Annotated in this window: 15 protein-coding genes; 5 read left to right on the top strand and 10 right to left on the bottom strand. The window is 73.2% G+C overall.

Going from position 1 to position 16,820, the window contains the following annotated elements:
• Positions 1–9: 9 nt before the first annotated feature.
• On the top strand, positions 10–681 hold the full coding sequence (locus tag LQF12_RS07140; protein WP_231055275.1) for an HAD family hydrolase: 672 nt from the start codon (positions 10–12) through the stop codon (positions 679–681).
• 40 nt (positions 682–721) lie between these two features.
• Here the strand turns inward: LQF12_RS07140 and LQF12_RS07135 are convergent, their stop codons facing one another.
• On the bottom strand, positions 722–2,347 hold the full coding sequence (locus LQF12_RS07135) for a Y-family DNA polymerase (protein ID WP_231055274.1): 1,626 nt from the start codon (positions 2,345–2,347) through the stop codon (positions 722–724).
• Between the two features lie 5 nt (positions 2,348–2,352).
• On the bottom strand, positions 2,353–3,222 hold the full coding sequence (gene imuA' / locus LQF12_RS07130) for a DnaE2-dependent mutagenesis accessory factor ImuA' (RefSeq protein ID WP_231055273.1): 870 nt from the start codon (positions 3,220–3,222) through the stop codon (positions 2,353–2,355).
• A 207-nt stretch (positions 3,223–3,429) separates the two neighbouring features.
• Between imuA' and LQF12_RS07125 the strand changes: the two genes are divergently transcribed.
• Complete coding sequence (locus LQF12_RS07125) at positions 3,430–3,957, top strand: YbhB/YbcL family Raf kinase inhibitor-like protein (RefSeq protein WP_231055272.1); 528 nt, start codon at positions 3,430–3,432, stop codon at positions 3,955–3,957.
• Positions 3,957–4,514 (top strand): YbaK/EbsC family protein, encoded by a 558-nt coding sequence (locus LQF12_RS07120; protein ID WP_231055271.1) that lies wholly within the window; start codon positions 3,957–3,959, stop codon positions 4,512–4,514. Before LQF12_RS07125 ends, LQF12_RS07120 begins: the two co-directional genes overlap by 1 nt.
• A gap of 3 nt (positions 4,515–4,517) precedes the next feature.
• Here the strand turns inward: LQF12_RS07120 and metH are convergent, their stop codons facing one another.
• The 5 genes from metH to LQF12_RS07095 are packed head-to-tail and all read right to left on the bottom strand — an operon-like array spanning position 4,518 to position 11,592.
• Positions 4,518–8,048 (bottom strand): methionine synthase, encoded by a 3,531-nt coding sequence (gene metH / locus LQF12_RS07115; RefSeq protein ID WP_231055270.1) that lies wholly within the window; start codon positions 8,046–8,048, stop codon positions 4,518–4,520.
• A 9-nt stretch (positions 8,049–8,057) separates the two neighbouring features.
• Positions 8,058–8,894 (bottom strand): class II fructose-bisphosphate aldolase, encoded by an 837-nt coding sequence (locus tag LQF12_RS07110; protein WP_231055269.1) that lies wholly within the window; start codon positions 8,892–8,894, stop codon positions 8,058–8,060.
• Complete coding sequence (locus LQF12_RS07105; protein ID WP_231055268.1) at positions 8,881–9,810, bottom strand: 1-phosphofructokinase family hexose kinase; 930 nt, start codon at positions 9,808–9,810, stop codon at positions 8,881–8,883. The genes LQF12_RS07110 and LQF12_RS07105 overlap by 14 nt, the downstream gene beginning before the upstream one ends.
• The gene (locus LQF12_RS07100; RefSeq protein ID WP_231055267.1) at positions 9,807–10,700 is read right to left on the bottom strand and encodes an ROK family protein; all 894 of its coding nucleotides are present in this window, start codon (positions 10,698–10,700) and stop codon (positions 9,807–9,809) included. Before LQF12_RS07100 ends, LQF12_RS07105 begins: the two co-directional genes overlap by 4 nt.
• A 4-nt stretch (positions 10,701–10,704) precedes the next feature.
• The gene (locus tag LQF12_RS07095; RefSeq protein ID WP_231055266.1) at positions 10,705–11,592 is read right to left on the bottom strand and encodes an SIS domain-containing protein; all 888 of its coding nucleotides are present in this window, start codon (positions 11,590–11,592) and stop codon (positions 10,705–10,707) included.
• 80 nt (positions 11,593–11,672) lie between these two features.
• On the opposite strand from LQF12_RS07095, the gene LQF12_RS07090 reads away from it, so the two are divergent.
• Positions 11,673–12,449, top strand: coding sequence for a DeoR/GlpR family DNA-binding transcription regulator (locus LQF12_RS07090; protein WP_231055265.1), 777 nt, complete (start codon positions 11,673–11,675; stop codon positions 12,447–12,449).
• On the opposite strand, the gene LQF12_RS07085 is transcribed toward LQF12_RS07090, so the two are convergent.
• Positions 12,436–13,419, bottom strand: a complete 984-nt coding sequence (locus LQF12_RS07085; RefSeq protein ID WP_231055264.1) for a 5'-3' exonuclease — start codon at positions 13,417–13,419, stop codon at positions 12,436–12,438. The genes LQF12_RS07090 and LQF12_RS07085 overlap by 14 nt on opposite strands.
• A 111-nt stretch (positions 13,420–13,530) precedes the next feature.
• Here LQF12_RS07085 and LQF12_RS07080 point away from each other — a divergent pair, with 111 nt between their 5' ends.
• Positions 13,531–14,799, top strand: coding sequence for a glycoside hydrolase family 32 protein (locus tag LQF12_RS07080; RefSeq protein ID WP_231055263.1), 1,269 nt, complete (start codon positions 13,531–13,533; stop codon positions 14,797–14,799).
• Here LQF12_RS07080 and LQF12_RS07075 read toward each other — a convergent pair.
• Together LQF12_RS07075 and LQF12_RS07070 are read right to left on the bottom strand one after the other, a co-directional pair.
• Positions 14,794–15,624 carry a TrmH family RNA methyltransferase gene (locus LQF12_RS07075; RefSeq protein WP_231055262.1) on the bottom strand — a complete coding sequence of 277 codons (831 nt, stop codon included), beginning with the start codon at positions 15,622–15,624 and terminating at the stop codon, positions 14,794–14,796. The genes LQF12_RS07080 and LQF12_RS07075 overlap by 6 nt on opposite strands.
• Before the next feature lie 29 nt (positions 15,625–15,653).
• A complete protein-coding gene (locus LQF12_RS07070; protein ID WP_231055261.1) occupies positions 15,654–16,820 on the bottom strand; it encodes a glycosyltransferase family 4 protein in 1,167 nt (388 codons plus the stop codon).

The following is a 16,820-nucleotide window of genomic DNA, read 5'->3' as shown; positions in this document are numbered from 1 at the left end:
CGTGAGCGGGTGACCTCTCCCCTCCCCGCCGGCGTCCTGTTCGACATGGACGGCACGCTCGTCGACACCGAACCCCACTGGCAGTCCGCCCAGGAGGCGCTGGCCGCGAGCGCCGGCACCACCTGGTCACAGGAGGACTTCGAGGCCTCGATCGGCCGGCCGATGGAACGCTGGGCCACGATCCTCAGCGAGCGCGGCGTGGCCGGGAGCATCGAGGAGATCATCGCCCGGGCGGTGGCCCACGTCAGCGAGCGGATGCGCGCCGACATGCCGTGGTTGCCGGGCGCGCGGGAGCTGCTCGCCGGCCTTGCCGACGCCGGGGTCCCCTGTGCCCTGGTCACCAACAACGCCGGCGTCAATGCCGAGCTGCTGCTCGCGGCCGCCCCCCGCGGCGCCTTGCGCCTGGCGGTCAGCGCCGACGACGTCACCTCACCCAAACCCGATCCCGAGCCCTACCTGAGCGCCGCGACCCGCCTGGGGATCGACCCTGCCCGCAGCCTCGCCTTCGAGGACTCCGCCGCCGGAGCGATCAGCGCTCATGGTGCCGGCCTGGAGGTGTGGTTCCTCACCAGCCACACCCCTGATCCCGGGGTCCCAGCCCAGTTGTTGTCCTCGCTGGCGGAGATCGGCGTGGCCGAGGTGCAGGCTGCCCTGCGGGCGGGGACGGCAGCGAGAGCCTGAGGCGAACCGGTAGGACGCCGGCAGCAGCTCGTGTCCCCCGCTAGTCGTAGACCCCCTCCAGCCACCAGCGCTGCCCGTCGCCGGCGAGCAGCAGGGCAGCACCGTCCCCGGTGACCTGCAGGTAGTGCCGCGCCTGCCCGCCGGCCCACCACCGCTCATGGACCGGCCAGGGCCCTGCCCATCCGGTGATACGTAGCCGACGAGGCTGCCCGGCCCGGCCTGCCTCCTTCTGCCCTGCTTCGACCTGCGCTCGAACCGGGTGGCCCGAGAGCTCCCCTCGCACCCCGACCCGCACCAGGCCCCCCGCCTCGTCCACGAGCCGGATCGGCACCGGCTCGGCGGGCACGGTCGCGGGCAGTGGGCGGGGGATCTGCCCCGGCCACGGCTGGTCGGGATCGCGCACGGGCGCGACGTCGTCACCCCAGGCCACCAGCCGGACCCGGTCACGCGGGGAACGCCCGCCCTCGGGCACCGGGACGAGCACCCCGTCGGCCCCGAGCATCCCCTGCACCCGCAACGCCGCCCGGCCCGCCTGCCGCTCCCCGCGCCCGACCCGTCCCCACAGCCCCTCGGAGACCGTGCTCGCCGGGGAGACCTCCTCGGCGGTGAGGGTCAGCCGGGTCAGGGCCGAGCTCGGTGGGCGGCCGCTGCGGCCGCTGAGCCATCCGTCCAGCTGCCAGCGCACCCGGTCGGTCAGCTCGGTGGCGGCCAGGACGCCATCGATGCGCCAGGTGCGTTCCAGCTCGCCGCCGTCCTCGGTACGCGCCTGCACCCGCAACCGCCCGCACAGCACCCCGCGCCGCATCATCCGCGCGTGCAGGTCCTCGGCCAGCCGCCTGGCTGCGAACGCGGCGGTGTCCAGCCGCTGCGCCGGCGGGTCGAGCTCGGCAGCACTGGTCAGGTCCGGCTCACCCCGCCGCCCGGAGGGCGCCTGCCCGTCCAGGCCGGCCGCAAGTCGCCGCGCCTGCGCCCCCAGCGTGCCGAACCGGGCAGCCACCTGCCCCGAGCGCATCTGTGCGAGGCCGCCCAGGGTGTCGATGCCCAGCCGGCGCAGCACTCCGGTGAGCTCGCCCATCTCCCCCCGGGACTGCCGGGTGGTGGTCACGTGCACGAGGTCGCGCACGTCCCTCCGCGCGAGGAAGCCGGCCGAGGCGCCCGGCGGGACCAGGACGGACTCGCGTGCGGCAAGCAGGGCTGCCAACAGCCCGTCCGCCATCCCGACCTGCGCCTCCACCCCGGCTCCCACCGCGGCGCCGATCAGCACCTCGGCCACCGCCTCCTCGGACCCGAGGTAGCGGCGCGGGCCCTGCGCCGCCAGGACCACCACTCCCGGGCGTAGCACCTGCACGTGCGGCACCTCCCCCTCGACCGCCTGGGCGACCGCTTCGAAGGCGCGCACGTCCCGCCCCTCGTCCATCGGCACCAGGACCAGCTCGGGGCAGACCGCCTGCGCCGACCTGCGGCGCTGCCCCCGGCGCACCCCGCTCGCCCTGGCCCGGGCCGATGCGGCCACCACACCGCGGGCGTCGTACACGGCGACGGGCTGGTGCGACTGGACCAGCCCCTCGGCTGCGGCGGCGACCACCGGCCAGTCGGGTACCCACAGGACCGCGAGACGGGTCGCCTGTTCCTGCGCAGCTGCCGGCTCGGGCACTGCCGCACTCACCGCACTCACCCGGCCCGCACCAGTCGGGCATCGGCACGGGCATCAGCGGTGCCGGCCGCGGCCCCGGCGGGCCGGTCGAGCGATCGCAGCGGTGATACCGCCGGCACCGCCGGGACCGGTCCCCAGCCCTGCAGGCCGCGGCGGGCGTGGAGGGCCCGGGTGAGGTCGCCGCGACGATGCCTCGCCGTGATGGTCACCTCTCCCGAACGCAGCACACCGCTGCCCTGCCCCACTCCGTGCCAGGCGCGTGGGGTCACCTCGAGCACGGTGTCCGCACCCGGCCAGGGGCCGGCGGTGAGCATGACCGCCCCGCGCACCCGGATCCGGGAACCGATCGTGCGACGCTCCCGGTCGAGCAACGAGCCCGCCGACCCGAGCACCACCACGTCCACCCCGTCCACCAGGGCGCCGAGCACGCCCGCCAGATCCGGACCCGGCCGTGGCACCACGACCGTGCGCTCCAGCGGTAGTCCCAGCTCGGCCGCGGCGGCGAGCCCGAGGTCCGGCAGCCCCACCATGGCGCACCAGGCACCTCCGGACATCGCCCCGGCCGCCAGGGAGAGCAGCACCGAGGTGCTGCCGAGCACCTGGACCGCACCCCCGCGGCGCATCCCGTCCGGGAAGAGCGGGGCGAGCCCGCCGGGGACCGCGAGCGCCTGCTCGGGATCCACACGGCGACCCTCGTCGGGCTCCTCTCCCGTGCCCTCCTGCGCAGGGGGCAGGGAGACGACGTCCGGCGGCTCCAACCGGGCACGCACCCCCACCTCCGCCTCGGCGGTGGCGAGCACCTGCCGTGCGGCATCCAGGCGAGCAGCCAGCTCGGGTGGTAGTTCGCGTGACACGGGCTCCGTGACCCGTTCTGCGGTGAGACTCATCGGCGTCCCTCCTCTCTGTGCTGCACGGTAGGAGCCACCACCGACATCGAACATCGGTTCGATCAGTAGACGTCCCCCCGGGGGCCGGTGTCAAGACAGCCCGGCGTGCCGATCGCGCGACACGCCAGGGCAACTCCGGCGTGGCAGGACACATCGCGGCCAGGCGTCGTAGGTTGGGAGACGACGCCTCGACGGAAAGGACGTGTCATGGACCTGCAGCGCCCCCTGGCCCCGCACCCCTACGAGATCCTGCCCACAGTCCCCTCGTTCCCGCTCTCCAGCCCGGACCTCACCGAGGGCGCGGCGATGGACTCCCGGTACGCCGCCGACGGCGAGAACACCTCCCCCACCCTCGTCTGGGACGACCTGCCCGAGGGCACCCAGGGCCTGCTGGTCACCTGCTTCGACCCGGACGCCCCGACCCCGTCCGGCTACTGGCACTGGACGGTCACCGATCTGGACTCCTCCGTCTCGACCCTGGAGCAGGGCGCCGGCGAGAGCGACCTGAGCCTGCCGGGCGCGGCATTCCACCTGCGCACCGACGGCGGTGCCTTCGCCTACGAGGGCGCGGCACCTCCGCCCGGGGACCGGGAGCACCGCTACGTCTTCGCCGTGCACGCCCTGGACGTCCCCACGCTGGAGCTCTCGAGCGAGGACAGCCCCACCAAGGCCTCCTTCATGGCCCTGTTCCACACCATCGGCCGCGGCGTGCTGACGGTGACCTACCAGAACTGATGCGGCTGGGCACGCTCGAGTGGTCCCCGGCGCTGGACCACCCGGACCTGCTGGCGGCGCCGGTGCACCAGGCCCTGCTGGCCTGGGCACAGCACGCACCGGACGCCGTCGGGCAGGTGCTGGTGACGCCGATCGATCCGGAGCAGGCGGACACCGCCGACATGAGCGCCGCCTACGACCTGCCGCTGGAGGCCTCGGCGAACTGCGTGCTGGTGGCCGGCAAGCGCAACGGCGAGGAGCGGCTCGCGGCCGCCATCGTGCGCGCCACCACCCGGGCGGACGTGAACTCCACCATCAAGCGGTTGCTGGACGTGCGCAAGGCCTCGTTCCTGCCCGCCGAGCGGGCGGTGAGCGACGCCGGGATGGAGTACGGCGGCATCACCCCGATCGGCCTGCCCGATCAGTACCGGGTGCTGCTGGATGCCCGCACCACCACCGGCCCGGCGATCATCGGCAGCGGTATCCGCGGTTCGAAGATCCTGCTGCCCGGTGAGGTGCTCGCCGAGCTGCCCGGGGCCGAGCTCGTGGACGGGCTGGCGAAGGAGATCCCCGCCTGAGCCTCACACCGAGAAGTACTTCGCCTCCGGGTGGTGGAAGACCACCGCATCGGTGGACTGCTCCGGGTGCAGCTGCAGCTCCTCGCTCAGGCTCACCCCGATCCGCTCCGGGCGCAGCAGCTCGATGATCTTGGCCCGGTCCTCCAGGTCCGGGCAGGCCGGGTAGCCGAAGGAGTACCGCGCGCCCCGGTAGTCGACCTTGAACATGCCCTCCAGGTCGGCCGGATCCTCGCCGGCGAACCCGAGCTCGGCGCGCACCCGGGCGTGCCAGTACTCCGCGAGCGCCTCGGTCAGCTGGACCGAGAGGCCGTGCAGTTCCAGGTACTCGCGGTAGGCGTTGGCCTCGAACAGCCGCGCGGTGTGCTCGGCCACCCCGGAGCCCACGGTCACCAGCTGCACCCCGAGCACGTCGGTCTCACCGGATTCACGCGGCCGCACGAAGTCGGCCAGGCACAGGTGCCGGTCGCGCCGTTGCCGGGGGAAGCTGAAGCGCATCCGTTCGGTGCCCGGCTCCCCACCGCTACCGCCGTCGGGGCCCTCGTGGTGCAGCAGCACCACATCGTCGCCCTCGGCGACCACCGGGAAGTAGCCGTAGACCACCGACGGCACCAGCATGTCCTCGGCACGGATGCGCGCCAGCCAGTCCCGCAACCGCGGCCGGCCCTCGGTCTCGACCAGCTCCTCGTAGGTCGCACCGCCCACCCCGCGCCCGGGCTTGAGGCCCCACTGGCCCATGAACGTGGCCCGCTCGTCCAGGAATGAGGAGTACTCGGCCAGGGCGATGCCCTTGACGATGCGGGTCCCCCAGAACGGCGGTGTGGGCACCGGGTTGTCGGTGGCCACGTCCGAACGCTCGGGCAGGTCCTCGGCCGGGGTCTCGTCCACGGTCACCTGGGCGTGGCGGCGCTTCTTCAGCGCCGGCAGCCCGACGGCGTCCGCTCCCTCTCCCCGGGCCACCCGCACCAGCGGCTCCATCAGGCGCAGCCCCTCGAAGGCGTCGCGGGCGTAGCGCACCTCGCCGTCGTAGACCTCGTCCAGGTCGTCCTCGACGTACACCCGGGTCAGCGCCGCGCCGCCGAGCAGCACCGGGTACTGGTCGGCGAGCCCCCGGGTGTTGAGCTCCTCCAGGTTCTCCTTCATCACCACGGTCGACTTCACCAGCAGCCCGCTCATGCCGATCACGTCGGCCCGGTGCTCCTGCGCGGCCTCGATGAACGCCGACACCGGCTGCTTGATGCCGATGTTGACCACCGTGTAGCCGTTGTTGGTGAGGATGATGTCCACGAGGTTCTTGCCGATGTCGTGCACATCCCCGCGCACGGTGCCGAGCACGATGGTGCCCTTCCCCCCGCCCTCTTCGACCTTCTCCATGTGGGGTTCGAGATGGGCCACCGCCGTCTTCATCGTCTCGGCGGAGGTCAGCACGAACGGCAGCTGCATCTCCCCGGCGCCGAACCGCTCACCGACCACCTTCATCCCGGCGAGCAGCTGGTCGTTGACGATGTCGAGGGCCTTCCAGCCCTCAGCCAGCGCGGCGTCGAGATCGTCGTGCAACCCCTTCATCTCGCCGTCGATGATGCGGCGGGCGAGGCGTTCGTCCAGCGGCAGCGCGGCGAGCTCGGCGGCGCGGGCGTCCTTCAGCGCCGCCGAGTCCACCCCGGAGAAGACGTCCAGCAGGTGCGCGAGCGGGTCATGGGTGAGCTGGTCACCGTCGTAGGCCCGCCGGTCCCACACCAGGTCCTCGGCGGCCTGACGCTGCTCCTCGGGGATCTGCGCCAGCGGCAGGATCTTCGCGGCGTGCACGATCGCCGAGTCCAGCCCGGCCTCGACGGCGGCGTGCAGGAACACCGAGTTCAGCACCACCCGGGCGGCCGGGTTGAGCCCGAAGGAGATGTTGGAGACACCCAGGGTGGTGTGCACCGCCGGGTAGCGGCGCTTGAGCTCACGGATAGCCTCGATCGTCTCGATCGCGTCCCGTCGGGTCTCCTCCTGACCGGTCGCGATCGGGAAGGTGAGGGTGTCGACGATGATGTCCTCCACCGCCATTCCCCAGCGGCCGGTGAGATCCTCGATGAGACGGGAGGCGATCGCCACCTTGTGCTCGGCGGTGCGCGCCTGCCCCTCTTCGTCGATGGTCAGGGCCACCACGGCCGCGCCGTGCTCGATCACGTGCGGCATGATCTTCGCGTACCGGGAGTCCGGGCCGTCACCGTCCTCGAAGTTGACCGAGTTCACCACCGCGCGCCCGCCCACGAGCGCAAGCCCGGCACCGATCACCGCGGGCTCGGTGGAGTCGATCACCAGCGGCAGCGTGGAGGCGCTCGCGAGCCGGGAGACCACGCTGGTGACATCGGCCACGCCGTCGCGGCCCACGTAGTCCACGCACACATCCAGCAGGTGGGCGCCGTCGCGGGTCTGGGCCCGGGCGATCTGGACGCACTCGTCCCAGTTCTCGGCCAGCATCGCCTCCCGGAAGGCCTTGGAGCCGTTGGCGTTGGTGCGCTCGCCGATGGCCAGGAACGCCGCGTCCTGGTCGAAGTCGGTGTGGGCGTACAGGCTCGCCACCCCGTGGGTGGGCTCGGGCTCCCGGGCGACGACGGCCCTCCCCCGGACCTTGTCCACCACCGCCCGCAGGTGCTCGGGTGTCGTACCGCAGCATCCACCGACCAGGTTGAGCCCGAACTCGCCCACGAACTGCTCGTGCGCGGCGGCGAGCTCGGCCGGGGTGAGCGGGTATTCGGCGCCGTGGGTGCCCAGCACCGGCAGCCCGGCGTTGGGCATGCAGGTGATCGGCACCGGGGAGTGCTTGGACAGGTGGCGCAGGTGCTCGCTCATCTCCGCCGGGCCGGTGGCGCAGTTGAGGCCGATGGCGTCGATGCCGAGCGCGCTCAGGGTGGTCAGGGCGGCGCCGATCTCGGAGCCCATCAGCATCGTGCCGGTGGTCTCCACCGTGACCTGGGCGAAGATCGGCACCTCCAGGCCGGTCTCGGCCTGGGCCTGCTTGCAGGCGTTGATCGCAGCCTTGGTCTGCAGCAGGTCCTGGCTGGTCTCCACCAGCAGCGCGTCGGCGCCGCCGCGGATCAGGCCCGCGGCCTGCTCGGCGAAGGAGGCCTTGAGGGAGGCGTAGGTGACGTGCCCGAGGCTGGGCAGCTTGGTGCCGGGGCCCATCGAGCCGAGCACCCAACGCGGGTGGTCGGGGGTGGAGTGCTTCTCGGCGCTGCGGCGCGCGATCGCGGCGCCGGCCTCGGCGAGCTCACCGATGCGCTCGATGATGTCGTAGTCACCCAGGTTGGAGGCGTTGGCGCCGAAGGTGTTGGTCTCCACGCAGTCGACCCCGACGGCGAAGAACTCCGCGTGCAGGGACTCGATCACCTCGGGCCGGGTGACGTTGAGGATCTCGTTGCAGCCCTCCAGGCCCTGGAAGTCCTCCAGGGTGAGCCCGGCGTCCTGGATCATCGTGCCCATCGCGCCGTCGGCGACCACCACCCGGTTGCGCATGGTCTCGAGCAGGGCGGCGGAACGGGGTGGACGCATAGGAGAAGTCTAAGAGCCCGCGTACCAGCGCAGCAGCCGCTCCACCTCGGCCGAGATGGCCTCCAAGCCGGGTGCGAACCACTTCCGGGAGTCCACCAGGTCCGGGTCCGCCGCGAGGGCCTCGCGCACGGAGCCGGTGAAGATCTTGTTCAGGTGGGTGGAGACGTTGATCTTGGTCATCCCCGCCTCGATCGCCGCCCGCATCCCCTCATCGCTCACCCCGGAGGAGCCGTGCAGCACCAGCGGCACGTCCACGGCGTCGGCGATCCGGGCGATGAGCTCGGTGTCCAGCACGGCACCGCGGGTGGTCATCGCGTGCGAGGAGCCGACCGCCACCGCCAGCAGGTCCACTCCGGTCTCGGCCACGAACCGGGCTGCGTCGGCCGGATCGGTGCGTGCGGAGGGGTCGTGCACGCCGTTCTTGCCACCCACCTCCCCGAGCTCGGCCTCGACGGACACGCCCCGCGCGTGTGCCATCGCGACCACCTCGGCGGTGGTGGCGAGATTCTGCTCGGTGGGCAGCTTCGACCCGTCGTACATGACGGAGGTGAAGCCCAGGTCGAGCGCCTCGCGCACGAGCGCGACGTCGTCGGCGTGGTCCAGGTGGACCACCACCTCCACGGACGCGGCCCTGGCCAGGGCGAGGGTCGCCGTCGCGATCGGGGCGAGCGCGCCGTGGAATGCCACCGCGTTCTGGCTCACCTGCAGCACCACCGGCCGGCCGGCGCGCTCGGCGGCGGCCATGAAGGCGGCGCCGTGCTCGAGGTGGACCACGTTGAACGCACCGAGTCCGGTCTGTGCGGCGCGCAGGGGCGCAGCCACGGCGGTCAGATCAGCTAGCGGCATGGAAGGGCTCCGTCCGGATCGAGGGGCGCATCCGCGCATAGAAGTCGGCATCGACCGCACCCGCCGTGGGCATGAGGACCGCGGCCGCCGAGAGCGCGACCACGTCGGGAAGGTGATCGGCGAGCCCCGCCCCCTCGGCGCCCGAGGCGAGGGCCGCGGCGAGCGCCGCCACCGCCGCATCACCGGCGCCGGTGGGGTTGCCGCCCTTGATCGGCTCGGTGCGGGCCTGCCAGGCGCCCTCGGGTGTCACCAGCAGCACGCCGTCGGCGCCGCGGGAGACCAGCACGGCCCCGGCGCCGCGGGCGAGCAGGTCCTGGGCCCCGGCCACGGGATCGTCGATCCCGGTCGCGGCCTGCAGCTCGAGATGGTTCGGCTTGAGCACGGCCGGCCCGGCGGCGGCGACGTCGAGCAGCGCCGGCCCGGAGGTGTCGGCGATCACCCGCGCGTCCGCCTCGACCAGGGCCCGTACCAGCGCCGGTAGGTCGTCGGCGCCCGTCCCGGGCGGGGCGGAGCCGGAGATCACGACGACGTCCCCCGCCCCGGTGCGTGCCTGCACCGTGCGCGTGAGTCGTTCCCAGTCCCGCCGGCTCACCGGCGGCCCGGGCTCGTTGATCAGCGTCGCTCCGGCCTCGTCCACGACGGTCACGGTGCGGCGCGTCTCCCCCGCCACCAGGGTCCAGTCCTGGTGCACGGGCGTGCGGCTGAGCAGGTGCTCGAGGTGCTCACCGGTGCTCCCGCCGAGGAAGCCGCAGCAGTGCACCTCGTGACCGAGCGAGGCGAGCACCCGGGCCACGTTGATGCCCTTCCCTCCCGGGGTCTCGGTCACGTCCTGGGCACGGTGGACCTCGCCGATGCGCAGGCGCTCGAGCCGGTAGGTCAGGTCCAGCGCCGGGTTGGGCGTCACGGTCCGGATCATCGGCGCTCCTGTCGCAGTTCCAGGGCGAGTGCGCCGGCGCCGAGGCACCCGGCCCAGGAGCCGAGCACCGCAGCGCGCAGTGGCGGGCGCAGCTCGGCAGGCAGACGCTGGGCCAGCGCAGCCCGCAACGGCTCCAGGACGGCGTCCCCGGCCTCGGCCAGGCCGCCTCCCAGGACCACCGGCGTGGGGCCGAGCAGCCCGGCGGCGTCGGCGAGCAGGTCGGCGAGCACCTCGATCGCGGTGCGCACCACGTCCGCCGCCGCGGTGTCACCGGCGCTCAGGCGCTCCAGCACGCCACGTGCACCGGCGCTGACGTCCGCGGAGCCGGTGATCGCCGCGTAGCGGGCGGCGAGCGCCGAGGCCGAGGCGATCTGCTCGAACTGGATTCGCGCCCCGGGCCGGCCGGGATCGGGCACCAGGACCTGCCCGACCTCTCCGGACCAGCCGGTGCCACGGACGACGCCGTCGATCACCAGGGCCGAGGCGATCCCGGTGCCCAGGGGCATGAACAGCATGTCGCCGGCTGCTCCGGCGCCCCACAGCGACTCCGCCAGCGCACCGGCGCGCACGTCGTGGCCGAGCAGCACCCGGCGACCGAGCCGGCGTTCGAGGATGGCCTGCAGCGGCAGGTCCCGCCAGCCCAGGTTGGCGGCGAAGGTCACCACCCCGGTGCGCTCGTCGATGATTCCCGGGTTGACCACGCCGATCACCGGCTCCGGGGTGCGATCGACCTCGGCGGCGACGACGTCGGCGAGTGCGTGCGGGTCGCGCGGTGTGGGTACGGTCCGGGTCTCGGTCAGGGTGCCGTCCGCGCCCACCCTGCCGATCTTGATGGTCGTTCCACCGATGTCGATGCCCAGCGCCCTCGCCGGGTTCACTCCCTCCCCCACCGGTTCAGTCGAGGATGACGGCGCGCGAGAGGTGCCGCGGGGTGTCGGGATCGAGACCGCGTGCCTCGGACCGGGCGACGGCCAGCCGGTGCAGCAGCACCAGATGGGCCAGCGGGTCCAGCTCACTGGTGACCAGCTCGGCACCGGTGGCACGCACATCGCCGGCCAGGCCGTCCGGGGAGGGGCCGAAGACCCACACCACCCGGCCGGGCTGGGCGATCGAGATCGGGCCGTGCCGGTATTCCATCGCCGGGTAGGACTCGGTCCAGGACTGGGAGGACTCGCGCAGCTTCAGCGCCGCCTCGTGCGCCAGGCCGATCGTCCAGCCCGTGCCGAGGAAGCTGATCTGATCGGCCTCCACCCAGGTCTGCTCGAGCGGGGCGGTCAGGGCCGCGCGCGCGTCGGCGACCACCGGCGCGAGGTCCTCGCCGAGGCTGGCGCGCAGCACCAGCAGGGCGGTGCTCGCGAACCGCGTCTGCACCACCGAGGACTCATCGGCCCGGTCGAGCACGATCTCGTGGCCGGCGTGCGCCGCGGCAGGGCCGGAGCCGACGGCGGTGAGCAGCACGCTGGGGACCGTGGTGGCGGCCAGCAGCTGCACGATCTCGGTGGTGGTTCCGGACCGGGAGATCGCCACCAGCCGGTCGTAGGTGCGCGCTGCAGGCATCTCGGAGGCGGTGAAGGCATCCGTGACGCCGTGGCCTGCGGCCTCACGCAGCGCGGCGTAGGACTGTGCCATGAACCAGGAGGTCCCGCATCCGACCACGGCCACCCGCTCGCCCCGGCTGGGCAGTCCCTCAGCCTCACGGGTGTGCTCGATAGCCCACTCCCAGACATCCGGCTGGGAAGCCACCTCGACGGCGGTCTGGGACCGCGGTGCTGCGTCTGACACGGAGTACCCCTTCAGTGGTTGCGCTTTTGTGATCATAGTACCCTGCAACCAATCAGAAAACATCACCCTTGGAGGAGCGAGTGAATCGCGACGATCGCCTGGCGTCCCTGCTGGACCTCGTGGTCGCGCGCGAGCACGTCCAGGTCGAGGACGTCGTCACCGAACTGAGTGTCTCGCCCGCGACGGCTCGACGCTACCTTGATTCCCTCGCAGCCCAGCAGCTCGTGGTCCGTACCCGGGGCGGGGCGCGGATGCAGCCGTCCTCGGGTGACCTCCCGCTGCGCTACAAGGCAGCCCGCCACAGCGGGCAGAAGGCGCGGATCGCGGTGGCCGCCGCCCAGCTCGTGCGCCCCGGTCAGGTGGTGGCGATCAACGGAGGCACCACCACCACCGAGGTCGCCCGCGAACTGGCGGTCCATCCCGAGCTCCGGCAGGGCGCCCCGGTCACGGTCGTGACCAACGCGATCAACATCGCCGGTGAGCTGGCCGTGCGGTCCCATCTGCGGGTGGTCGTGACCGGCGGGGTGGTGCGGGCCCAGAGCTACGAGCTCACCGGCCCACTCGCCGACCTGCTGCTGGGCCAGGTCGAGGTCGACAACCTGTTCCTGGGCGTGAACGGTCTCGATGCCGAGGCCGGCGCCTGCGCGCACGACGACGGCGAGGCCGCCATCGCCGCCGCGCTCGCCTCCCGCTCGGCCCGGGTGGTGGTGGTGGCCGACTCCTCCAAGCTCGGCCGGCGGGCCTTCGCCCGCATCGTGCCGGCGGCCCGCGTCGATGCGGTGATCACCGACGCGGGCGCCGACCCGGCCGTGCTGTCGGCCCTGGAGGCAGCCGGGATCGACGTCACCGTGGTGTGAGGTCCTGCAGGACCGCCAGCAGGCGTTCGACCGAGGAGTCCAGGCCCCACCGTTGCTGCAGGTCCCGCAGCGCCTCCGGATCCGCCGGCGCGGGGCGGTCCGAGGCGCTGCCGGGGCGGCGCAGGTCGAGCGCGGCGGGATCGACCGAGTCGATCTCCCGCGCCACGGCCACCACCTGGGGGGCGACGTCGAGGTAGTCGGCGGCGGCGTTGATCTTCGCGCGCATGCCGGCGGCCAGCGGCGTGGCGGGGTCGGCAGCGGCGGCCCGGACCCCGGCGATGTCGCCGTAGGTGGCCAGCAGGGAGGCGGCGGTCTTCTCCCCCACGCCCTTCACGCCGGGCAACCCGTCGGAGGGGTCGCCGCGCAGGGTGGCGAAGTCGGCGTACCGCGAGGCCGCGACCCCGTATCGCTCCTGCACGGCGGCCTCGGTGAGCACCTCGTGGCGACCGACCCCCCGCGCGGTGTAGAGCACCCGCACCGGGTGATCAGGACCCTGCGGGCTCCCGTCACGGACCAGCTGAAACAGGTCCCGGTCCCCGGTAACCACGTCCACCGGCATCCCGGCGTCGGTGGCGAGGGTGCCGATCACGTCGTCGGCCTCGTAGCCGTCGGCGCCGACCACCGCGATGCCGAGCGCGGCGAGCGTCTCGGCGATGACCGGGACCTGCACGGCGAGCGAATCGGGCACCTCCTCGACGTCACTGTCCCCGGGCACCTCCTCGACCACCCGGTGCGCCTTGTAGGTGGGCACCAGATCCACCCGCCACTGCGGGCGCCAGTCGTTGTCCCAGCAGCACGCCACGTGGGTGGGCCGGTACTGGTCGATCAGGCGGGTCAGGAAGTCGAGCATGCCCCGCACCGCGTTGACCGGGGTCCCGTCCGGCGCCGTGAGGGAGTCCGGTACCCCGAAGTACGCCCGGAAGTACAGCGAGGCGGTGTCGAGCAGCATCAGCGACTGGCGATCGGTCATGACCACAGCCTGCCCTATCGCGCCGACAGCCCGTCCAACCAGCAGCGGACCCCGATGCCTGACATGCTCGGAAGGCCCCGGATCCGAGCGCCGACCAACTGAGGAGCACCGATGAGCGCGCCGCACCTCGACCCGTTCCCGCACCTGCACGTGCGCCCGCCCCGCGGATGGGTCAACGACCCCAACGGCATCGTCGCCGTCGACGGGACGTGGCACGTGTTCTACCAGTACAACCCGAAGGCGCCGGTGCACGGGAACATCGGATGGGGCCACGCCACCTCCACCGACCTGGTCACCTGGCACGACGAACCCGTCGCGCTGCGGCCACGGCCCGGCACGATCGACGCCGGCGGCGTCTGGAGCGGCGTGGCCACCGTGGAGGACGGGCAGCCCGTACTGGTCTACACCGCCGTCCCGGGCAGCGCCGAGGAAGCCGGTATCGCCCTCGCCCGTCCCCACGGTGACGGATGGACCCAGGCCGAGGACTTCGTCGCCCCCGTGCCGCCCGGACTCCGGCAGATGCGGGACCCGTTCGTGATCACGATCGCCGAGCACCGCTACGGCCTCGTCGGTGGCGGATACCCGGACGGCACCCCGGTGGTGCTGGTCTACGACGCCGAGGATCTGGACCACTGGGAGCTCCTCGGCGAGCTGCTCACCGGGGACCGGGTACCCAGCGACCTGCGCGAGCTGACCCGCGCCCAGATCTGGGAGTGTCCCCAGCTGCTGCGCCTGCCGGGCACCGACGGTGAGCGCGCCTGGGCGCTGATCCTCTCGCGTTGGCACGACGAGCCCGGCACCTCCCAGCTCGACGGCGTGGTGGTCCTGTTCGGTGACATCGACCCCGCCGACGGGCGCCCGCAGTTCGTCCCGCGCACCGGTCAGTTCCTCGACGACGGCCCGGACTTCTACGCCCCGCAAGGCGTCGAGTACGAGGACCGCGCGCTGCTGTGGGGCTGGACGTGGGAGACCCGTCCCACCGACGAGATCGAGGAGGCCGGCTGGGCCGGCGCGCTCACGTTCCCGCGTGAGCTCGTGCTGCACCAGGGAGTGCTGCACTGCGGACCCGTGCCCGAACTGACCGCCCTGCGGCGACGGCCCCTCACGGTCTCCGACCCGCTCGAGCTGGACCTGCCCGCGTGGGAGGTGGTGTCCGGAGGCACCGACGTGCGCGTCTGCCTCACGGGGCCGAGCGGTGAGCGGGAGATCTGGTCGGCCACCGGCGCCCGCGCGATCCGGGTGCTCGTCGACGGTTCGGTGCTGGAGGCCTTCGTCGACGGCCGGGCGAGCACCGTGCGTGCCTACCCCGCTCCCGGGGAGCGGTGGCAGGTCCAGGCGAGCGGCGCCGTCGACGCCTGGGAGCTGGGTCTTCCCTCATGACCGCGTGCGGGTGGCCCAGAACGCGACGGCCGCGGCGGCGGCCACGTTGAGCGAGTCCACGCCGCCGGCCATCGGGATCTGCACCACGGCGTCGGCCGCCGCGACCGTCGCCCGGCTGAGTCCGTCCCCCTCGGTGCCGAGGACGAGGGCGAGCCGCTCGGGCGCGTCGGCAGCGAGCTGATCCAGGGAGAGTGCTTCCGCGCTCAGCGCGAGCGCCGCCACCGTGAACCCGAGGTCGCGCAGCTCGCCCGCGCCCCGGGGCCAGGGGTCGATCCGCGTCCACGGCACCTGGAAGACGGTCCCCATCGAGACCCGCACGCTGCGCCGGTAGAGCGGATCGGCGCACCGGGGGGTCACCAGTACCGCGTCGACCCCCAGCGCCGCGGCGCTGCGGAAGGCCGCCCCCACGTTGGTGTGATCGACGATGTCCTCCAGGACGGCCACCCGCCGGGCGCCGGCCACCACCTGGGCCACGGGTGCCAGCTCCGGCCGCTGCATCGCCGCGAGCGCCCCACGGTGTAGGTGGAACCCCGTCAGGGTCTCCAGCACCGACTCCTCGGCGAGGTAGACGGGGATGTCGCCGTGCTCGCCGGCGCCCACCTCGGCCAGCAGGTCCTCCAGGTCGGCCAGCCAGCGCGGCGCCATGAGGAAGGACCGCGGCCGGTACCCCGCCGCGACCGCACGCCGGATCACCGTGGAGGACTCGGCCATGAACAGGCCGCGCTCGGGCTCCAGCCGGCGGCGCAGCGCCACATCGGTCAGCCGGGTGTAGTCCGCGAGCCGATCGGAGTCGAGGTCGGCGGCGGTGAGGGTGAGGACGGGCACCGGCCGAGCCTACCGACCAGGTGCGGTGCTCAGCGGGTCAGCAGCCAGCGCCGTGCGGGCCGGTGGCCGGCCTCCCGGTCGCTCTCGGCGAACCGGATCGCGTTGCGGTAGTGGATCGTGACCTGCTCGTTCACCGCGTCCCAGCTGCGCCCGTCGGTGGACTCCCGGGCGGCCATGCCCATCTCGGCGCGGCTGACGGGGTGGTCGGCCAGCCATCGGACCTGCTCGGCCATGGCGGACAGGTCGCCGGGAGCGTAGAGGAAGCCGTTGCTGCCGTGCTGGATGAGGTCGATCGGTCCGCCCCGGGCCGGGGCGATCGTCGGCACGCCGCAGGCCTGCGCCTCCTGGATGGTCTGGGCGAAGGTGTCCATCTCGCCGGTGTGGACGAAGACGTCCAAGCTGGCCATCACCCGGGGAAGATCCGGCCCGTCCAGCCGGCCCGTGAACGTCGCCCGCGGCAGCACCCGGCGCAGCCAGGCCTCACGCGGACCGTCACCGACGATGACCAGGCGCACACCGGGCAGGTGCTGCACCGCGGCCAGGTCCTCGACCTGCTTCTCGCGGGCCAGCCGCCCGACGTACCCGACGAGCACCTCCCCACCGAGCTCGGCCCGCAGTGCGTCGTCGCGGTGCACGGGCGAGAACCGCTCCCGGTCGACCCCGTGCGGCCACACGGCCACGCGATGGACCCCGCGGTCGATGAGCTGACCGCAGGCGTAGCTGGAGGGCGCCAGCGAGAGCGTGGCCCCCTTGTGGATGTCCTCGATGCGGCGCCACAGCAGCGGCTCGATCTGGCGCACGCGGTACCGCTTCGCGTAGGAGGGGACCTCGGTCTGGTACACGGCCACCGACGGCAGCCCGAGGCTGTGCGCGGCGCCGATGGCCTGCCAGCCCAGCAGGAAGGGAGCGGCGAGGTGGACGACGTCGGCCCCGAAGGTGCGCAGGTGGTCCTCCAGCGTGCGCACCCGCGGGGTGGACAGCCGCAGCTCGCCGTACCCGGGCAGCGGCACCGCACGGAACCGGCGCACCGAGGCCCCAGCGTAGCAGGTGACCTCCTTCTGCCCCCGCCCGGCGGCGGGCGCGAGCACGAGCACCTCGTCCCCTCGACCCGACAAGTACTCCAGCAGCCTCAGCAGCGTCACGGTCACCCCGTTCGCCTGCGGCAGGAAGGATTCTGCGACCACAGCGATGCGCAC

The organism is Ruania suaedae (assembly GCF_021049265.1).
In the GTDB taxonomy this organism is placed as follows: domain Bacteria; phylum Actinomycetota; class Actinomycetes; order Actinomycetales; family Beutenbergiaceae; genus Ruania; species Ruania suaedae.
This window is presented reverse-complemented; position numbering and strand designations above follow the sequence as displayed.

Excerpts from the sequence above, each read along its gene's own strand:
- imuA' (WP_231055273.1), bottom strand. The coding sequence starts at position 3,222 with ATGAGTCTCACCGCAGAACGGGTCACGGAGCCCGTGTCACGCGAACTA.
- LQF12_RS07125 (WP_231055272.1), top strand. The coding sequence starts at position 3,430 with ATGGACCTGCAGCGCCCCCTGGCCCCGCACCCCTACGAGATCCTGCCC.
- LQF12_RS07120 (WP_231055271.1), top strand. The coding sequence starts at position 3,957 with ATGCGGCTGGGCACGCTCGAGTGGTCCCCGGCGCTGGACCACCCGGAC.
- metH (WP_231055270.1), bottom strand. The coding sequence starts at position 8,048 with ATGCGTCCACCCCGTTCCGCCGCCCTGCTCGAGACCATGCGCAACCGG.
- LQF12_RS07110 (WP_231055269.1), bottom strand. The coding sequence starts at position 8,894 with ATGCCGCTAGCTGATCTGACCGCCGTGGCTGCGCCCCTGCGCGCCGCA.
- LQF12_RS07105 (WP_231055268.1), bottom strand. The coding sequence starts at position 9,810 with ATGATCCGGACCGTGACGCCCAACCCGGCGCTGGACCTGACCTACCGG.
- LQF12_RS07085 (WP_231055264.1), bottom strand. The coding sequence starts at position 13,419 with ATGACCGATCGCCAGTCGCTGATGCTGCTCGACACCGCCTCGCTGTAC.
- LQF12_RS07080 (WP_231055263.1), top strand. The coding sequence starts at position 13,531 with ATGAGCGCGCCGCACCTCGACCCGTTCCCGCACCTGCACGTGCGCCCG.